17 protein-coding genes and 1 pseudogene are annotated in these 18580 nt (G+C 71.1%); 13 read left to right on the forward strand and 5 right to left on the reverse strand.

The genetic code is table 11. The annotated features are described in order from the left end of the window. Positions 1 to 15: 15 nt before the first annotated feature. Together ACZZY9_RS04270 and ACZZY9_RS04275 are read right to left on the reverse strand one after the other, a co-directional pair. A complete protein-coding gene (locus ACZZY9_RS04270) occupies positions 16 to 1104 on the reverse strand; it encodes a BMP family lipoprotein (RefSeq protein ID WP_463463121.1) in 1089 nt (362 codons plus the stop codon). Positions 1105 to 1267: 163 nt separating this feature from the next. Next, positions 1268 to 2386, reverse strand: a complete 1119-nt coding sequence (locus ACZZY9_RS04275; protein ID WP_463463122.1) for a mannose-1-phosphate guanylyltransferase — start codon at positions 2384 to 2386, stop codon at positions 1268 to 1270. 178 nt (positions 2387 to 2564) lie between these two features. Here ACZZY9_RS04275 and ACZZY9_RS04280 point away from each other — a divergent pair, with 178 nt between their 5' ends. The 5 genes from ACZZY9_RS04280 to ACZZY9_RS04300 all read left to right on the forward strand — a co-directional run bounded on the left by ACZZY9_RS04280 (position 2565) and on the right by ACZZY9_RS04300 (position 7412). Further along, on the forward strand, positions 2565 to 3749 hold the full coding sequence (locus ACZZY9_RS04280; RefSeq protein ID WP_463463123.1) for a glycosyltransferase family 4 protein: 1185 nt from the start codon (positions 2565 to 2567) through the stop codon (positions 3747 to 3749). Positions 3750 to 3882: 133 nt separating this feature from the next. Beyond that, the gene (sdhC, locus tag ACZZY9_RS04285) at positions 3883 to 4335 is read left to right on the forward strand and encodes a succinate dehydrogenase, cytochrome b556 subunit (RefSeq protein WP_192058591.1); all 453 of its coding nucleotides are present in this window, start codon (positions 3883 to 3885) and stop codon (positions 4333 to 4335) included. 4 nt (positions 4336 to 4339) lie between these two features. Further along, a complete protein-coding gene (gene sdhD, locus ACZZY9_RS04290; RefSeq protein WP_192058593.1) occupies positions 4340 to 4783 on the forward strand; it encodes a succinate dehydrogenase, hydrophobic membrane anchor protein in 444 nt (147 codons plus the stop codon). Positions 4784 to 4846: 63 nt separating this feature from the next. Beyond that, positions 4847 to 6655, forward strand: coding sequence for a succinate dehydrogenase flavoprotein subunit (gene sdhA, locus ACZZY9_RS04295; protein ID WP_463463124.1), 1809 nt, complete (start codon positions 4847 to 4849; stop codon positions 6653 to 6655). Between the two features lies 1 nt (position 6656). Beyond that, positions 6657 to 7412, forward strand: coding sequence for a succinate dehydrogenase iron-sulfur subunit (locus tag ACZZY9_RS04300; RefSeq protein ID WP_192058597.1), 756 nt, complete (start codon positions 6657 to 6659; stop codon positions 7410 to 7412). Positions 7413 to 7514: 102 nt separating this feature from the next. Here the strand turns inward: ACZZY9_RS04300 and ACZZY9_RS04305 are convergent, their stop codons facing one another. Continuing rightward, positions 7515 to 7862, reverse strand: a complete 348-nt coding sequence (locus ACZZY9_RS04305) for a hypothetical protein (protein ID WP_463463125.1) — start codon at positions 7860 to 7862, stop codon at positions 7515 to 7517. Next, a complete protein-coding gene (locus tag ACZZY9_RS04310) occupies positions 7852 to 9012 on the reverse strand; it encodes a DUF6177 family protein (protein ID WP_463463126.1) in 1161 nt (386 codons plus the stop codon). The genes ACZZY9_RS04305 and ACZZY9_RS04310 overlap by 11 nt, the downstream gene beginning before the upstream one ends. A gap of 202 nt (positions 9013 to 9214) precedes the next feature. Between ACZZY9_RS04310 and ACZZY9_RS04315 the strand changes: the two genes are divergently transcribed. Continuing rightward, entirely contained in the window at positions 9215 to 9667 is a 453-nt protein-coding gene (locus ACZZY9_RS04315; protein ID WP_463463127.1) for a hypothetical protein, read from the forward strand. Positions 9668 to 9782: 115 nt separating this feature from the next. Here the strand turns inward: ACZZY9_RS04315 and ptsP are convergent, their stop codons facing one another. After that, a complete protein-coding gene (gene ptsP / locus ACZZY9_RS04320; protein ID WP_463463128.1) occupies positions 9783 to 11438 on the reverse strand; it encodes a phosphoenolpyruvate--protein phosphotransferase in 1656 nt (551 codons plus the stop codon). 139 nt (positions 11439 to 11577) lie between these two features. Between ptsP and ACZZY9_RS04325 the strand changes: the two genes are divergently transcribed. From ACZZY9_RS04325 to ACZZY9_RS04355, 7 genes and pseudogenes are all read left to right on the forward strand, one after another. Then, the gene (locus tag ACZZY9_RS04325; RefSeq protein WP_463463129.1) at positions 11578 to 12675 is read left to right on the forward strand and encodes a YihY/virulence factor BrkB family protein; all 1098 of its coding nucleotides are present in this window, start codon (positions 11578 to 11580) and stop codon (positions 12673 to 12675) included. 10 nt (positions 12676 to 12685) lie between these two features. After that, positions 12686 to 13531 (forward strand): exodeoxyribonuclease III, encoded by an 846-nt coding sequence (locus ACZZY9_RS04330; protein WP_463463130.1) that lies wholly within the window; start codon positions 12686 to 12688, stop codon positions 13529 to 13531. A gap of 24 nt (positions 13532 to 13555) precedes the next feature. Next, on the forward strand, positions 13556 to 14623 hold the full coding sequence (gene trpS / locus ACZZY9_RS04335) for a tryptophan--tRNA ligase (protein WP_463463131.1): 1068 nt from the start codon (positions 13556 to 13558) through the stop codon (positions 14621 to 14623). Positions 14624 to 14625: 2 nt separating this feature from the next. Beyond that, positions 14626 to 15270, forward strand: coding sequence for a GNAT family N-acetyltransferase (locus ACZZY9_RS04340; RefSeq protein ID WP_463463132.1), 645 nt, complete (start codon positions 14626 to 14628; stop codon positions 15268 to 15270). Next, positions 15267 to 16304, forward strand: coding sequence for a bifunctional diaminohydroxyphosphoribosylaminopyrimidine deaminase/5-amino-6-(5-phosphoribosylamino)uracil reductase RibD (ribD, locus tag ACZZY9_RS04345; RefSeq protein ID WP_463463133.1), 1038 nt, complete (start codon positions 15267 to 15269; stop codon positions 16302 to 16304). The genes ACZZY9_RS04340 and ribD overlap by 4 nt, the downstream gene beginning before the upstream one ends. Then, a pseudogene (ribA, locus tag ACZZY9_RS04350) lies at positions 16280 to 16942 on the forward strand (GTP cyclohydrolase II); the annotation flags it as partial. The gene ribD and the pseudogene ribA, both read left to right, overlap by 25 nt. A 183-nt stretch (positions 16943 to 17125) precedes the next feature. Further along, positions 17126 to 18472, forward strand: coding sequence for an MFS transporter (locus ACZZY9_RS04355; protein ID WP_463463134.1), 1347 nt, complete (start codon positions 17126 to 17128; stop codon positions 18470 to 18472). Positions 18473 to 18580: the final 108 nt, after the last annotated feature.

Here is an 18580-nt window from a genome sequence, read left to right on the forward strand (position 1 = left end):
ACGGGTGGTGCGTCGTTACTCGGTGAGGGCGGAAGGCGACTCGACCTCGATCGAACCGTCGATGATGCCGGCCTCGATGGCGTCCAGCTCGTCCTGCAGGCCGGAGTCGACCTGGTCCTCGTAGTCGTGGAACGGCGCGATGCCGACGCCGTCGTTCTCGAGCGTGCCGACGTAGGGCTCGTTCGTGAAGTCGCCGGAGGCGGCCTGGCTGGTGACGTCGTCGGTCGCCTGCTTGATGCCCTTGAGCACCGAGGTGAGGAACAGGTCGCTGTTGGCGCTGTCCGTCTCGTAGGTGTCGCTGTCGGCGCCGATCAGCACGATCTCGTCGCCCGAGTCGCGGATCGCCTCGGCGGCGCTCTGGTAGATCGGTCCGCCGACGGGCAGGATCACGTCGGCGCCCTGCTCGATCAGCGTCTGGGCGCTCTGCTTCGCGACCGTGCCTGCCTCGAACCCGCCCGTGAAGGTGCCGGTCTGGCTCGCGACGTCCCAGCCGACCGTCTTGACGTCGGCGTCCTTCTGCTCGTTGTAGTACTCGACGCCGTCCGCGAAGCCGTCCATGAAGATGGTGACGGTCGGGAACTGCATGCCGCCGAAGGTGCCGACGGTGCCGGTCTTCGTGAAGCTGGCCGCCGCGTAGCCCGCGAGGAACGCCGCCTCCGAGGTGTTGAAGGTGATGGGACGGACGTTCTCGGCGTCGTTCGCCGCGTCGTCGATCGTCGCGTAGTCGATGTCGGGGTTCGCCGCCGCCGCCGTGCCGGTCGCGTCGGAGAGCGCGAAGCCGACCGTGACGATCAGGTTGCAGCCCTGCGAGGCGAGGTTGGTGAGGTTTGCGTCGTAGACGGTCTCGTCGGCCGACTCGACGGTCTTCGGGGTCGCACCGATCTCCTCCGCGGCCTCGGTCAGGCCCTCGAAGCCGAGCTGGTTGAACGACTTGTCGTCGAACCCGCCGGCGTCGGACACCATGCAGGGGACGAAGTCGCTCGAGGCGCCGTTCGACGAGCCGCCCTCGGACTCTTCGGGAGCCGAGGCACAGCCGGCCAGGATCGCCGCGGTGCCGAACAGGGCGATACCGCTGAGCACGGCCTTGCGCGCAGTTGTAGTCAAGTTGTCCTCCAAGATGCAGCCCGGCAGCTGAGCCGGGCACGTATGGCTGTCAGGTTACTCATTGCGACGAGCGCTCACGGCCGTCCCGGTGGAGTGATGCCGTCCCGTTACACAAGCGGGACCGGCGCGAAACGAAGACGAAACGAAGCGACGCCGCGAGGGGTCAGAGGACGTCGCTGCGACCGCTGAGCTTCAGGGCGTCGACGACGGACTTGACCCGCTGGGCGTTGGCCGTCGTCGTGACGAGCAGGGCGTCGGGGGTGTCGACGACGATGATGTCGTTCACGCCGATCAGCGAGATCAGCCGGTCGCTGCCGGCGACGACGATGCCGCTGGACGCGTCGGCGAGCACCCGGGCGTTCTCGCCGAGGATCGCCAGGTCGCTCTTGCGCCCGCCGGAGTGCAGCTTGGCGATCGAGGCGAAGTCGCCCACGTCGTCCCAGTCGAAGTCGCCGGGCACGACCGCCAGCCGCCCCGCCGCCGCGGCGGGTTCGGCCACCGTGTAGTCGATCGCGATCTTCTCGAGCGCGGGCCAGACGGCGTCGACGACGGCGCCGCGCCGCGGGGTGTCCCAGGCCTCGGCGAGCTCTTCGATGCCGGCGAGCAGTGCGGGACTCGTCTGACCGAGCTGCTCGAGGAGGCGGTCGGCGCGTGCGATGAACATGCCCCCGTTCCAGAGGTAGTCGCCCCCGGCGACGTACGCCTCGGCGGTCTCGAGGTCGGGCTTCTCGACGAACGACTCGACCATGCGCGCGGACGGCGCGCCATCCACGGCGAGCGGCCCGCCGACGTGGATGTAGCCGAAGCCGATGGCCGGCTCGGTCGGCGTGATGCCGATCGTGGCGATGTACCCCTCGTCGGCGACGACGATGGCCTCGCGGACGGCGCGCGCGAAGCCTCGGGTGTCGGCGATCACGTGATCGGCAGCGAACGAGCCGATGATCACGTCGGGCTCGCGGCGTCGGAGGATCGCGGCCGCGAGTCCGATGGCGGCCGTGCTGTCTTTCGGCTCGCTCTCGAGCACGACGTTGTGGTCTTCGAGGTCGGGCAGCTGGCGCTCGACCGCGGCACGGTGCGCCCGGCCGGTGACGACCATGATGCGCTGCTCGCCGTTGAGCGGCGCGAGGCGGTCCCAGGTGCCGCGCAGCAGGGTCGAGCCGCTGCCGGTGAGGTCGTGCAGGAACTTCGGGGCGTCGGCACGGCTCAGGGGCCAGAGCCGTGAGCCGATCCCCCCGGCCGGAATGATGCTGTAGAACCGGTCGAGGCTGCTCTGGGTCGTCATCCCCCCACACTACTGAGGGCACCGCGCCGGGCCGCGTCGTAGGCCGCCGGTGGACGTCGAGCCCACCCGGCCGCTCACCCGGGCGTTCACGCAGCCGCCATCCGTCGGCCACGGCGTCGAGACGAGGACGACACGTCGCGGCGTCAGCCTGGGCTCACCGCGAGCCGAGGAGCACCGTTTGAGAGTCGTCGTCGTGACCGAGAGCTTCCTCCCCACCGTGAACGGGGTCACGACCAGCGTGCTCCGCGTGCTGGACCATCTCGCCGCCCGGGGCCACGAGGCCCTGATCATCGCCCCCGCCGGCCGCGGGCACGACTCGTACGCGGGATTCCCCGTCCACCGGGTGCCGTCGGTGGCCTACCGGCAGTTCCCCGTGGGTCTGCCCAATCCCCTAGTCGCCGGCGCGATCGCCGCCTTCGGACCCGACGTGGTGCACGCCGCGTCGCCGTTCCTCCTCGGTGCCCAGGCCATCTCGGCGGCCGCGCGTCTCGGCATCCCCAGCGTCGCCGTCTTCCAGACCGACGTGGCGCGGTACGCCTCGACCTCCGGGCTCGGGGCGACCGCCGCCTCCCTGGCCTGGCGTCTCGTCCGACGGATCCACGAGCAGGCGACGCTGACCCTCGTGCCGTCGACCGCCTCCCGTCGCGACCTCGAGGCCGCGGGCGTCCGCCGCCTGGCGACCTGGGGGCGAGGCGTCGACTCGGTCCGGTACCACCCCAACAACCGGCACTCGCCCGAGGCCGCGGCGTTCCGGGCCGGGCTGGCCCGCCCTGACGAGGTCGTCGTCGGCTACGTCGGGCGCCTCGCGGCCGAGAAGGAGCTCGACCGGCTCGCAGCCCTGCGCGGCGTCGACGGAATGCGTCTGGTCGTCGTCGGCGGAGGCCCGAGCCTCCCCGGGCTGCGCCGTCGCCTCCGCCACCTCGACCCCGTCTTCACGGGACCGCTGCACGGCTCCGAGCTCGCCACGGCCTACGCCGCTCTCGACGTCTTCGTGCACACGGGCACGACCGAGACCTTCGGTCAGACCGTGCAGGAGGCGCACGCCAGCGGACTGCCGGTCGTCGCGCCGGCCGCGGGCGGGCCCCTCGACCTGGTGCGGCACGGTGTGGACGGCTACCTCGTCGACCCCCGACACGACCACTCGCTCCGCCGAGCCGTGCGCCGCCTCGTCGAGGAGCCCGAGCTGCGCGCCCGATTCGGCGAGGCGGGGAGACGCGCCGTCGTCGGCCGCACCTGGGAGCGCCTCGGCGACGAGCTGCTGGAGCACTACGCCGACGCCCGTCGGTCGGTGCACGCCCCCCTGCCCGCGGCCCTCCGACGGGCTCCCTCCGACCGCGATCGCGGTGTCTCGACATCGAACTAGTTAGGCGGGCCTTGGCGGCGCCGCGACGGGCCTCGAACATAGACTGAGGGCGTTCTGAGAACACACACGGCGGACACGGCTGTCCTCTCCCGATGACAGCCCGACCCGCCCCAGTCCGCGAGGAGGGCCGCTCATGGCCGAGCAGTCGACGGAGACCCTGCCCCCACCGGCAGGCCGACGGGGAGCACCCGAGATCGGCGCGCCACGCGGCAAGAACCGACTCGCGGGCACGCTCTACCGTGGTCGCGAGGGCATGTGGTCGTGGGTCCTGCACCGCATCACCGGCGTCAGCATCTACTTCTTCCTGCTGGTGCACATCCTCGACACGGCCCTCGTGCGGATCAGCCCCGAGGCGTACAACGCCGTCATCGGCACGTACAAGAACCCGATCATGGGGCTCGGCGAGACGGCGCTCGTGGCGGCCATCCTGTTCCACGCCTTGAATGGCCTGCGCATCATCCTCATCGACTTCTGGGGACCCGGAACCAAGCACCAGCGACTCCTCTTCTGGATCGTCATCGGCGTCGCCGTCGTCCTCTTCGCGGGCTTCGCCCCCCGCCACCTCATGAACGTCTTCTCGGAGTAGCACGATGACCACCGAAACCATCGAGGCCCCCCGCTCGGCCCGACCCGCCTCGCGCAGCAGCAACCTCGAGAAGTGGGGCTGGATCTACATGCGTGCGAGCGGCGTCGTCCTCGTCGTCCTCATCTTCGGCCACCTCTTCATCAACCTCCTGGCGGCCGAGGGGGGCATCAAGGCCATCGACTTCGCCTTCGTCGCCGGCAAGTGGGCGTCGCCGTTCTGGCAGGTCTACGACACCCTCCTGCTCTGGCTGGCCCTGATCCACGGCTCGAACGGCATGCGGACGATCGTCAACGACTACGTGTCGAAACCCGCCGTCCGCAAGGTCCTGCTCGGCGCCCTGCTCGTCTCCGCCGTGGTGCTGCTGACCCTCGGCACGCTCGTCATCTACACGTTCGATCCCTGCCCGGCCGGCGCGCCCGCCGACCTGCTGCCCTCGATCTGCTCGTAGGCGACCGGCCCGACCCGCGCCTCCTCAGCCCCACGCCCGCACCACATACCGACGGAAAGCACCGTGACCACACCTTCTTCCGCTCCTGAGAGCACCGTCGTCGACGGCATCCACTATCACCAGCACGACATCGTCATCGTCGGGGCAGGAGGCGCGGGGATGCGAGCGGCCATCGAGGCCGGTCCGAACGCCAGCACCGCCGTCATCTCGAAGCTCTACCCGACGCGGTCGCACACGGGCGCCGCGCAGGGCGGCATGGCCGCGGCCCTCGCCAACGTCGAGGACGACAACTGGGAGTGGCACACCTTCGACACCGTCAAGGGCGGCGACTACCTCGTCGACCAGGACGCCGCGGAGATCCTGGCGAAGGAGGCCATCGACGCCGTCCTCGACCTCGAGAACATGGGTCTGCCCTTCAACCGGACCCCCGAGGGCAAGATCGACCAGCGCCGTTTCGGCGGCCACACGGCCGAGCACGGCAAGAACCCCGTCCGCCGGGCCTGCTACGCCGCCGACCGCACGGGTCACATGATCCTCCAGACGCTCTACCAGAACTGCGTCAAGCACGGCATCAACTTCTTCAACGAGTTCTACGTGCTCGACCTGATCATGGGCGAGATCGACGGTGAGGAGCGCCCCGCCGGCGTCATCGCCTACGAGCTGGCGACGGGCGACCTGCACGTGTTCCAGGGCAAGGCCGTCATCTTCGCGACCGGCGGCTTCGGCAAGATCTACAAGACGACGTCGAACGCCCACACTCTCACCGGCGACGGCGTCGGCATCATCTGGCGCAAGGGCCTCCCCTTGGAGGACATGGAGTTCTTCCAGTTCCACCCGACCGGTCTCGCCGGGCTCGGCATCCTGCTCAGCGAGGCGGCCCGAGGCGAGGGCGCCATCCTCCGCAACAGCGAGGGCGAGCGCTTCATGGAGCGCTACGCACCCACGATCAAGGACCTCGCACCGCGCGACATCGTGGCCCGGTGCATGGCCACCGAGATCCGCGAAGGGCGTGGCGGCGGCCCGCACAAGGACTACGTCTACCTCGACATCACCCACCTCGACCCCGCGGTGATCGATGCGAAGCTGCCCGACATCACCGAGTTCGCCCGCACCTACCTCGGTGTCGAGCCGTACACCGAGCCCGTGCCCGTGCTGCCCACGGCGCACTACGCGATGGGCGGCATCCCCACCAACGTCAAGGCGGAGGTGCTGCGCGACAACACCACCGTCGTGCCCGGTCTCTACGCCGCCGGCGAATGCGCCTGCGTCAGCGTCCACGGCTCGAACCGACTCGGCACCAACTCCCTGCTCGACATCAACGTCTTCGGCAAGCGCGCCGGGAACAACGCGGTCGAGTTCGTGAAGGACGCACCGTTCGTGCCGCTCCCCGACGACCCGGCGGGCTTCGTCCGCGGCCTCGTCGCCGACGTCCGCGCCGCGACCGGCACCGAGCGCATCGCCACGCTGCGCAAGGAGCTGCAAGACAGCATGGACCGCAACGCCCAGGTGTTCCGCACGGAAGAGACCCTCGACGAGGTGACCCACGTCATCGCCGATCTGCGTGAGCGGTTCAAGAACATCAGCGTGCAAGACAAGGGCAAGCGGTTCAACACCGACCTGCTCGAGGCGATCGAGCTCGGCTTCCTGCTCGACCTCGCCGAGGTCGTCGTCTACTCGGCCCGGTCGCGACAGGAGAGCCGCGGCGGGCACTTCCGAGAGGACTACCCGACGCGCGACGACGAGAACTGGCTCGTGCACACCATGGCGTATCTGACGGGCGACCCCCACTCGTCGCTCGCCGGCGACCACATCCGCCTCGACACCAAGCCCGTCGTGATCACGAACTACCAGCCGATGGAACGGAAGTACTGACATGAGCACCGCAGTCCTCGAGAACTCCCCCGCAGGGGCCGACGCGATCCCGACGTTCACCGCCACGCTCATCATCCGACGCTTCGACCCCGAGGTCGACTCCGAGCCGCGCTGGCAGGACTTCGACGTCGAGGTGCTGCCCACCGACCGAGTGCTCGACGCCCTGCACCAGATCAAGTGGGAGCAGGACGGCTCGCTGACCTTCCGCCGTTCGTGCGCCCACGGCATCTGCGGCTCGGACGCCATGCGGATCAACGGCCGCAACCGTCTCGCCTGCAAGACCCTGATCAAAGACCTCGACGTGACGCAGCCGATCTACGTCGAAGCGATCAAGGGCCTGCCCCTCGAGAAGGACCTGGTCGTCGACATGGAGCCGTTCTTCCAGTCGTACCGCGAGATCCAGCCGTTCCTGATGGCCTCGTCGAAGCCCGAGAAGGAGCGCATCCAGAGCGCCACCCAGCGTGCGCGGTTCGACGACACCACGAAGTGCATCCTCTGCGCCGCCTGCACGTCGAGCTGCCCCGTCTTCTGGACGGACGGGCAGTACTTCGGCCCGGCCGCCATCGTGAACGCCCACCGGTTCATCTTCGACTCCCGCGACGAGGGAGCTCAGGTCCGTCTCGACATCCTCAACGACAAGGAGGGCGTGTGGCGCTGCCGCACGACCTTCAACTGCACCGAGGCATGCCCTCGCGGCATCCAGGTGACCCAGGCGATCGCCGAGGTCAAGCAGGCCGTGCTGCGGGGTCGCGCCTAGCAGCTGAAGACACACGGACGAGAGGCGCCGGGCTGTTCAGCCCGGTGCCTCTCTTTGTTTTGCGAAGCGTCACCGGACGGCGAGCGTGCGTCGCGGGTCCGTTCAGTCGTCTTCGACGATGCAGACGGCGTCGAGGGCGAGAGCCAGCCGGAGCGCGACCGACACCCCGGCCTCGCCGTCGTCACCGAGCGGCGCGATCGCATCGACCCAGAACACGGGGAGGCGCACCTCCGGCGGATCGGTCAGCAGACGCTCGATCTCACCCGACGTGTTCAGCTCCTGGGCGCCGTAGACGGTCAGCAGCGCGCGGCCTCCGCGAGCGAAGACCTGATGGGCGGTCGCTCCGTCGATGGGGCGGACCCCGTACGACTCGTCGACCGCGTGCGCGGCGCTCGCGAGGTCGAGCCCGTCGGGGGCCTGGGGACTCAGGATGGTGATGTCACGAGGCATCGTCGTCCTGCCCCTCCTGCATGTCGCCGCCGTCGGAACGACTCGGACCGCTCGCGTCGCGCCGCGCCCTGCTCTCGTCGAGGAGGTCGAACTCGTCGAGGTCCTCCTCCCACGCCTGCAGGAGGGGCGGCGAGACCAGGGTGGCGAGACGCTCCGGCCCCACGGCCTCGAGGGTCTGATGAAGTGCGTCCCACCCGGGCGTACTGGCGTCACCGAGCGGCACCACGAAGGCCGGGAGGCTCGGGCGGCCCACGACCCGGACCGTCTCACCGGTCGGCAGCGCGGTCAGGTCGAGCCCGAGACGCTTGACGGACGGCGCTCCGATGAGCAGTGCGACCGGGTTGGGCGGCGGGTAGGTGACGGCGCACACGCAGCGGTCCACCTCGCCCTCCCGTGCGACCACGAGGGCGAAGGTCGGCAGGCTCTCCCGGGCGATCTCGGCGAGGGCGCCGGTCAGCCGGTCGATGCCCGCGTCGAGGGAGTCTCCGTCGGCGGGGTGGACGACGTCGACCGTGATCGACATCGTCTCCTCCGTGCCGTGCTCCGTGACCCGGGCGGTGACGGTGGCCGACAGGTGCGGGCCCTCGACGAGCATGCGGAGGGGCTCCGGCGCGGCATGGCGTGCGTGCTGGGTGAGAGCCCAGCGATCCCAGGAGGACAGCATCGGCTCGGTGACGCCCCACGAGACGGGGAGCGAACCGGACACGGCCTGCGAGATGGTCTCGAGCGCGCCTCCCAGGCTCATGTCGTGCGCGGGGAGATGGAGGACGGTCAGATCGATCGTCAACTGCACCCTGGTGTCGACGGCAGAACCGATCTCGGGGAACTCGACCTTTTCGACGCCGACCTCCTCCACAGGCGTGCCGGCGTCGTCGACGGTGTCGTACGGACGACCGGTCAGGCCGTCTCGCAGATCTCCTCGGTCGTCGTGGACGACCCAGGCGGCACCCGCCTCGACGAGTGCCGACCGGAGACCGACCGTCAGACGGGAGCGCTCGCTCGATACGAGCACGACCCGCCGTCGGTGCCTGCGGCGCCGGAGCAGATCGGCCATCGGAGGGCTGAGGCGGAGGACCCGGCCCCGACCGTCGACTCGGACGACGCGCGCCGTGACGGCGTCGACGAGCGGATGTCGAATTGGGGTGCCCACCCGTCCAGTGTGCTCCGCGGGCGCCGGTCGGGACCGTTCGGACCCGGACTCGCAGGCGGCGTCCATGCAGCGGTCGGGAAGTCCCCCCGTGCGAGGGGCCCTCCGGCGACGGTCGGCACCTAAGCTGGTGAGAGCTCCTCACGCGACGTCGTCGACGCCCGCGTCGGCGCCGACCACGACCCCGAACGAGAGGCCGCGACGCATGGACGTCACTCGCCAGCAGCAGTTGCAGAACGAAATCGCCGCGACATTCGCCGAGTCGCTCGCCGGTCACGATTGGGCGGAGGCGACGTTGTTCCTGCTCGAGGTCGGCTCGACATCGCGCGTGTGGGTCGACGCGCTCGACGCCGCCGGCGGCGCGAAGCAGGGCCTGAGCATCCCCGACGTCGCCGCCGCGGGCTCGCGCCTCCGCGAGGTGATGGCCGACTCGGAGAAGGGCGCATGGTTCTCGTTCGCCCTGACGCTGACCAGCGACGGGTCGTTCACGGCGCGCTTCACCCTCGACCGTCGCGTGTACGACAACCCGGCGTCCCCGTTCGAGCCGGGTCCGGCCGGCGAGGTGCCGACCGACGCCGACTACGCGGCGGACCTCGAGCGCTTCCCGCGGAGCGCGAAGTACCGCCCCACGTGGGCGCCCGCCGCCGCAGGCAGCTGAGCGGATGACCTCGGCACGGGGCCGGTGAGTCCGCGGCGGGTCGCTTCGCAGTCCGTCGGACCGCAGCCGGACGAGCCGTGAGCCGGTCGGACCCCAGCCCGGCCGGCCCTCTCGACTACAGGTCTGCGGCGACCGCCTCTGCAGCCTCGCGCGCGCCCGGCGCCGTCGTCGCGTCGATCGCCGCGGCCGCCAGTGCGCGCGCCTGCTCGATCGTGTACTTCGACAGCTCGAGACGGACGTCCGCCAGGGCGGCCGGTGTCATCGACAGCGTCGTGGCCCCCAGTCCGACGAGCACGACGGCCAGCAGCGGGTCGGCCGCCGCCTCGCCGCAGATGCCCACGGGCTTGCCCGCGGTCGCCCCGGCGTCGCCGAGAGCCCGGACCAGGCGGAGCACGGCGGGGTGCCACGGGTCCTGGTAGGACGCGACCGAGCCGAGCATGCGGTCGGCTGCGAGCGTGTACTGCGTCAGGTCGTTGGTCCCGATGCTGACGAAGTCGGCCGTGCGGAGCACCTGGTCGGCCAGCACCGCGAGCGAGGGCACCTCGGCCATGACCCCGACGGTCTTGAGTCCGAGCTCGCGACCGAGGGCGACGAAGTACTCGGTCTCTTCGGCGTCGCTCACCATCGGCGCCATGACCCAGAGGTCGGCCGTCGTGGCCGCCTGGGCCTCGGCGAGCGCGGTGAGCTGATCGCGGAGGATCTGCTCCTTCACGCGGAGGGCGCGGAGCCCGCGGAGCCCGAGGGCGGGGTTCTCCTCGTGGGCGTCGTTCAAGAAGCTCAGCGGCTTGTCGGCACCGGCGTCGAGCGCGCGTACGACGACCTTCTTGCCGGGGAACGCCTCGAGCAGCGCCGTGTAGCTGGCGGTCTGGCTCTCGACGGTCGGGGCGGTGGACGACCCGAGGAAGAGGAACTCGGTGCGGAACAGGCCGACGCCCTCGGCCCCGAGCTGGACCGCGCCGGCGGCCTCGTCGGGCGAGCCGAGGTTGGCCAGCAGGGGCACGGCGTGTCCGTCGGCGAGGGCGCCGTCGGTCAGCGGGGCGGCTGCCGCGGCGCGGCGATCGGCGATGCGCTGCTCCGCCGCGGCGATCTCGTCGGGTGCGGGGTCGACGGTGACGACGCCCGTGGCCGCGTCGGCGACCACCACGGTGCCGTCGACGAGGTCGAGGGCTCCGGTGACGCCGACGATGGCGGGGATCGACTTCGAGCGGGCCAGGATGGCCGTGTGCGAGGTCGGTCCGCCGTCGCGGGTGATCAGTGCGAGCACCTTGTCGAGGTCGAGGAGGGCGGTGTCGGCGGGCGCGAGGTCGGGCGCGACGAGCACGAAGGGGGTGTCGCTCTCGGGGACGCCCGGCGCCGCGACTCCGCGGAGGGATGCGATGACGCGCTGGGCGACGTCGCCGAGGTCGGTGGCGCGCTCGGCCATGTAGCCGCCCATGCCGACGAGCATCTCCTGGAAGGCCGCGAAGGCCTCGAACACGGCCCGCTCGCCCGTCGCGCCGTCGGCGATGCGCTGCTCGACGTCGTCGGAGAGGGTGGGGTCTTCGGCCATGAGCGCCTGGGCGTCGAGGACGTCCTTCGCCTCGCCGCCGGCCTTCTCGCCCCGTGCCGACAGATCGGCGGCGACCGAGCGGAGCGCCCGGGTGACGTCGGCGAACTCGGCGTCCGCCTCAGCGGTCCGCTTGTCGCTGCTCGGCTCGGGCAGTGGATCCGGCATCCGGAGGATCGGGCCGACGGCCACTCCGCGTCCGACGCCAACGCCGTGTAGTGCCACTGTGAGACCTCTTCGTTTCGGTGAGTTCGGATGCCGGGCACGGGCGGTGACCCTGTGCCGCGCGGTCGCGTGCCATCGTACGCGAGGCGCACGGGTGCGTGGTCCGGACGCGAGCGTCGCGCACCCCTACCCTGGTGCGATGCGACGACGACCGGACGACGAGCGGTCGATCGACGACCCCGTGGCCGGAGACGACGCCGACGCCCGGTCCCGGGTCGGCCGCGTCACGACGGCACGGCCCGTGCGCGTGGTCGGCCGGTACGTCGGAGCGAAGGGCCCCCTGCTCGCCGCCGGCCTCACGTACCAGGCCCTCTTCGCGCTCTTCGCGGGCCTCTGGGTGGGCTTCTCCGTCGCGGGCTTCGTCGTCTCGGGCGACGAGGCCCTCCGCGACCAGCTGGTCGTCTTCATCCGCTCGGCGGTCCCCGGCCTGATCCAGGACGACTCGGGGGCGGGCGTGGTCGACCCCGACGCCCTCCTCGACGCCACCGTCTTCGGCTGGACCGGTGCCATCGCGTTCGTGGGTCTGCTCTTCTCCGCCATCACCCTCTTCGGCGGGATGCGCGACTCCGTCCGCACGATCTTCCGTGCGCCGTCTCCGGCCACCCCCTTCCTGCGGCTGGTGCTCCGCGACCTCGCCCTCGCCCTCGCCTTCGGCGCCGCCGTGGTCGTGTCGGCCACCGTCTCGCTGCTCAGCACCACGGCGGTGCGCTGGGCCCTGCACCTGCTCGATCTGTCGACCACGTCGGCCGCGTCCGTCCTGCTGCTCCGCGTCACGGCGCTCCTGCTCGTCTTCGTCTTCGACGCTCTCGTGCTCGCCGCGCTGTTCCGGGTGCTGGCGGGTCTGCACATCCCCGGCCCGCGCCTCCTCGTGGGGTCCGCCCTCGGCGCCGCGGGCTTCGTCGGTCTGACGGTCGTCGGCGGGACGCTGCTCCGTGCGACGGGCGCGAACCCCCTCCTGGCGTCGTTCGCGGCGGTCATCGGCCTGCTGATCGTCATCGATCTGCTCTGCCAGGTGCTGCTGCTCGCCGCGGCCTGGATCGCGGTCGGCATGGACGACATCGGGGTGCTCGCCGACCCGCACCAGGAGGCCGAGCGCCTTCGTCTGCTCGAGGAGGAGCGGCTGGCCCAGGAGGCGCGGGTCGCCACCCGCTCCCGGCGTGCCGTCGCGGCCGTGCGGGGCCTCGTCTCCCGCCTGCCCCGTCCCTCCCGACCGCGCGGCGACGGTGGCCGCCGGTAGTCTTCTGCGCATGGGAACACGTCTCCGCCTCGCCTCCGTCAACGTCAACGGCATCCGGGCCGCGTACCGCAGGGGCATGGGCGACTGGCTCGCCGAGCGGGACGTCGACATCCTCACGCTCCAAGAGGTGCGCGCCTCGACCGACGACCTCGAGGGCCTGCTCGGCTCCGACTGGAACGTCGTCCACCACCCCGCGACGGCCAAGGGTCGCGCGGGCGTGGCCATCGCCTCCCGCGGGGCGGCCTCCGTGCACCGCGTCGAGCTCGGCGACGACGACTTCGACAGCGCCGGGCGGTGGATCGAGGCCGACTACGACGTCGACGGGACGATCGTCACGGTCGTCAGCACCTACGTGCACTCGGGCGAGGTCGACACCCCCAAGCAGGACGAGAAATGGAGATTCCTCGACGCGATGACCGCCCGGCTGCCGCAGCTGGCGTCGCACAACGGGCTCTCGGTCGTGACGGGCGACCTGAACGTCGGTCATCGCGAGCTCGACATCAAGAACTGGAAGGGCAACGTCAAGCGGGCCGGCTTCCTCCCGCGCGAGCGCTCGTATTTCGACCGGTTCCTCGGCGAGGCCGGGACCGAGATCGAGACCGTCGACGGCACCGGCGGCAGCGGACTCGGCTGGGTCGACGTCGGTCGGCGACTCGCGGGCGAGGTCGAGGGGCCCTACTCGTGGTGGTCGTGGCGCGGCCAGGCCTTCGACAACGACACCGGTTGGCGGATCGACTACCACCTGGCGACGCCCGCTCTCGCCGCCAAGGCCGAGAACCACACCATCGATCGAGCGCCGTCGTACGCCGAGCGCTGGTCCGACCACGCACCCGTCGTCGTCGACTACGACATCTGATCTCTCCGACCCCCTGAGGACGTCATGACCGGCACCACCCCCTCCCCCGCATCCGCCGCTTCCGAGACGGTCGAGCCCCCTCGCGGCGCCGGCCGCCCCCGGCTCTTCTCCGGCATGCAGCCCTCCGCCGACTCGTTGCACATCGGCAACTACGTCGGGGCCCTGCTCCAGTGGCGAGAGCAGCAGTCGACCCACGACGCCCTCTTCTGCGTCGTCGACCAGCACGCCATCACCGTGGCCCAGGATCCCGCGACGCTCCGCGAGTCCACCCGGCGGACGGCCGCCCAGTACATCGCCGCGGGCATCGACCCGTCACTGTCGACGCTGTTCATCCAGTCGCACGTGCCGGCGCACGCGCAGCTCGCCTGGGTGCTGAACACCCTCACCGGCTTCGGCGAGGCCAGCCGCATGACGCAGTTCAAAGACAAGGCGGCCAAGCAGGGCGCCGACTCGGCCTCACTCGGCCTGTTCGCCTACCCCACGCTCATGGCGGCCGACATCCTGCTCTACGGCACCGAGGTCGTGCCCGTCGGCGACGACCAGCGTCAGCACGTCGAGCTGACACGGGACCTCGCCACCCGCTTCAACTCCCGGTTCGGCACGACGTTCGTCGTGCCCGAGGCCACCATCCAGAAGGAGTCGGCTCGGGTCTACGACCTGCAGAACCCCGAATCGAAGATGAGCAAGTCGGCGGCCACCGAGTCGGGCGTGGTCTGGATGCTCGACGAGCCGTCGCGCACGGCGAAGAAGATCAAGTCGGCGGTCACCGACACCGAGCGCGAGATCCGCTTCGATCGGGGCGCCAAGCCCGGGGTGTCGAACCTGCTGACGATCCAGTCGGCGTTCACCGGGCGCGCCATCGCCGATCTCGAGCACGACTACACCGGCCGCGGCTACGGCGACCTCAAGAAGGACGTCGCCGAGGTGGTCGTCGAGACGTTCACGCCGATCCGGGCGCGCGCGCTCGAGCTGCTCGACGACCCCGCCGAGCTCGACCGCGTGCTGGCCGGCAACGCCGATCGCGCGAACGAGCTCGCCCAGTCCACCCTCGACACGGTGTACGACCGCATCGGCTTCCTCCGCAAGGCCTGATCGTGCAGCCCTTCGTCCTCGAGTCCGACGCCGTGCGTCTGGCGGTGCCCGAGCGGGCCGACGTCGCCGCCATCGTCGACGCGTGCCGCGACCCCGAGCTGCAGCGGTTCACGACCGTCCCCGTGCCCTACGACGAGTCCGACGCCGAGTTCTTCCTCCGCCGGATCGTCGATCACGGCTGGTCGACCGGGCGCGAGTGCACCTGGGGGCTCCGGTCTCCCGGCTCGTCGCTGCTCGTCGGCATGATCAGCCTGCGCTTCGCGGACGACGACATCGGCTTCTGGACGTCGCCCGCCCATCGGGGTCGTGGTCTCATGACGGCCGCGGTCGCTCTCGTGGCCGACTGGGCGTTCGCTCACGGCGGGGTCGACGAGCTCTACTGGGAGGGGTTCGTCGACAACGACGGCAGCGCCGGCGTCGCCCGGTCGACGGGGTTCCGGTACACCGGCGACGCCCCGGGTCTGCATCCGGCACGGGACGGCTCCCATCCGCTCTGCCGGACGGCTCGACTCCGTTCGAGCGACGACCGGTCGGTGAAGCCCGGGTGGCCCGTCGGTGTCTCCCCCTCGGAATACTCGCGCGACCCCGCGGTTGACACCCGTGGCCTCGACGAACCGATCGGCGAGACCGAACCGGAGAGACCATGACCACGCCCTCGAGCGCGTACGACGACGCCATGCGGCGAGCGCTCGAGCTGGCTCTCCGCGGCACGTCCCTCGGCCCCAACCCCCAGGTCGGGTGCGTCCTCCTCCGCCCCGACCTGACGGTGGCGGCCGAGGGATGGCACCGCGGCGCCGGGACACCGCACGCCGAGGTCGACGCGCTGTCGAGGCTCGCGCCGGGCGAGTCCTCCGTCGGTCTCACGGCCGTCGTCAGTCTCGAGCCCTGCGATCACACCGGGCGGACGGGCCCCTGCAGCGAGGCCCTGATCGGCGCCGGGGTGTCGAGGGTGGTCTACGCCGTCTCCGATCCCGGCGAGTCGTCCTCGGGTGGTGCCGAGCGCCTCCGGCGGGCCGGGGTCGAGGTCGTGGCGGGCATCCTCCGGGACGACGCCGAAGAGACCATCCGCCCCTGGCTCGTGGCGACCCGTGCGGGTCGCCCGTTCGTCACCCTCAAGTGGGCCTCCAGCCTCGACGGACGCGCGGCCGCGGCCGACGGCACCAGCCGGTGGATCACGGGCACGGCCGCCCGACAGCACGTGCACGAGCAGCGCGCCGCGCACGACGCCATCCTCGTCGGCACCGGCACCGTCCTGGCCGACGACCCCGGGCTCACCGCGCGCGGCGACGGCGGCGAGCTGCTCACCGACCAGCCGCTGCCCGTCGTGGTCGGTCACCGGCCGGTCCCGGCCGACGCCGAACTCCGGAGACACCCGAGGGCTCTCGTCGAGACCGGCAGCCGGGACCTCGAGGCCGTGCTCGCCGACCTCTACGTGCGCGGCGTCCGCAGTGTGTTCGTCGAGGGCGGTCCGACCGTCGCCAGCGAGTTCGTGCGACGAGGCCTCGTCGACGACTATCTCGTCTACCTCGCCCCGACGCTCCTCGGCGGACCGCGCACGGCCCTCGGCGATCTCGGTGTGGCGAGCATCGACGGTCAGGTCCGTCTCGTGACGACCCGTGTGACCCCCCTCGGCGACGACGTCCTGATCGTCGCCCGTGCCCAGCCCCGGAGAACACCATGACCGCCTCGCCCGCCGCCTCGCCCCAGATCACCTTCGAGGTCGAGACCACCGTGCCGACCCGGCACGGCACGTTCGCCTTCCGTGCGTACCGCGACCTCGTCACGGGGGCCGACCACGTCGCCGTCGTGGCGACCGGCCCTCACGGTCGTGCTCCCGGCGACGGCGCGCTCGTGCGGGTGCACTCCGAGTGCCTGACCGGCGAGGCCTTCGGGTCGCTGAAGTGCGAGTGCGGTCCGCAGCTCGACGCCGCCCTCGACACGATCCACGAGCACGGTGGCGTGGTCGTCTATCTGCGGGGCCACGAGGGCCGCGGCATCGGTCTGATCGACAAGCTCCGCGCCTACCGGCTGCAAGAAGACGGTCTCGACACCCTCGATGCGAACCTGGCCCTCGGGCTGCCGGCCGACTCCCGGCAGTACGGCGCGGCGGCCGACGTGCTGCGCGACCTCGGCATCCACGAGATCCGGCTGCTCAGCAACAACCCGGAGAAGAGCCGCCAGCTCGTCGAGCACGGCATCGCCGTCTCCGAGCTCGTGCCCCTCGTGGTCGGCGTCGGCACGTTCAACGAGGGCTACCTCGACACGAAACGCGACCGCATGGGCCACCAGCTGCCCGGGCACCTCCCCACCGACGGCTGAGCACCACTCACGAAGGCGCTAAACTGAACGACGGCTGTCACGAGCGGCCACACCCCACCGGCGTCGTGCGCCCCTGCTGATCCCCGGCCGCCGCACGTCCACGACCGAGCCCCTGCGTGCCCCACCCGGCCCCGCTCCGCCGTCGTCGCCGGCATCGTCCTCCCCGCCGCTCCGGAGTCCCCCATGTCCTCATCAGCCGTCGCCTCGTCGACGCAGCCCGCACCTCCTGCCAACAAGCGCTCGCGCGTCATCATCGCGAGCCTCGTCGGCACCTCCATCGAGTTCTACGACTTCTACGTCTACGCGACGGCCGCCGTCCTCGTCTTCCCGACCGTCTTCTTCGCGAACGACGACCCCGCCGTCGCGCGCCTCGCCTCGTTCGCCGTCTTCGGCGTCGCCTTCATCGCCCGCCCCGTCGGCTCGATCGTGTTCGGCCACTTCGGCGACCGCATCGGCCGCAAGGGCACCCTCGTCGCCTCCCTGCTCACGATGGGCATCGCCACGGTGCTGATCGGCTGCATCCCCGCCGGCACGACGCCCGGCTGGGCCGTCGCGGGCCCCGCGTGCCTCGTCGTGCTGCGCTTCTGCCAGGGTCTCGGCCTCGGCGGCGAGTGGAGCGGCGCGGCGCTGCTGGCGACCGAGAACGCCCCGAAGAACCGACGGGCGATCTACGGCACGTTCCCTCAGCTGGGCGCCCCGATCGGCTTCATCATCGCCAACCTGCTGTTCGTGCTGCTGAACACCACCCTCACCGAAGAGCAGTTCATGGCCTGGGGCTGGCGGCTGCCGTTCCTGGCGAGCGCCCTGCTGGTGATCATCGGGCTCTACGTCCGCTTCAAGCTGATCGAGACCCCGGCGTTCCAGAAGGTCGTCGACTCGGGTTCGGTCGCGAAGCTGCCCCTGGCCCGCGTCTTCACGACGAGCTGGCGTCCGCTGATCCTCGGCACGTTCATCATGCTGGCCACGTACACGCTGTTCTACCTGATGACGACCTTCACCCTGACCTTCGGCACGGCCGATGCCTCAGGCGACCCGGCGGGTCTCGGCATCCCCCGGACGCAGTTCCTGTGGATGCTCATCCTCGGGGTCGTCTTCTTCGGCGTCTTCACCCTCGTCTCCGGGCCGCTCGCCGAGAGGTACGGGCGACGGGCGATGCTCATCTGCGTCACGGCCGGCATCCTGGTGTTCGGGTTCCTGTTCGCCCCGCTGTTCGCCGGGGGCGTGCTCGGCGCGCAGGCACTGCTGATCATCGGCTTCGTGCTGATGGGGCTCACCTTCGGCCCCATGGGCGCGGTGCTGCCCGAGCTGTTCCCGACCAGCGTCCGGTACACCGGCTCGGCGATCAGCTACAACGTCGCGAGCATCCTCGGCGCGGCCGTGGCCCCGTTCATCGCCGTGTGGCTCTGGACGGCAGCGGGCGGCAGCACCTGGCTCGTCGGGCTCTACCTCTCGTCGATGGCCGCGCTGACGCTCGTCGCGCTGATCCTTAGCCGCGAGACCCGCGACGTCGACTACGAGGCCGTCGACTGACAGGTGCCGGGGCCGCCGACGAAGTACGGTCGTAGCAGGCGGTCCGTCGGCCGCCCCGGTCACCCGCCGCGCACCGCGCGGCCTCCAGGCACGAGAGGCACCATCGAG

The sequence above is a fragment of the Frigoribacterium sp. AC394 genome (assembly GCF_979258095.1).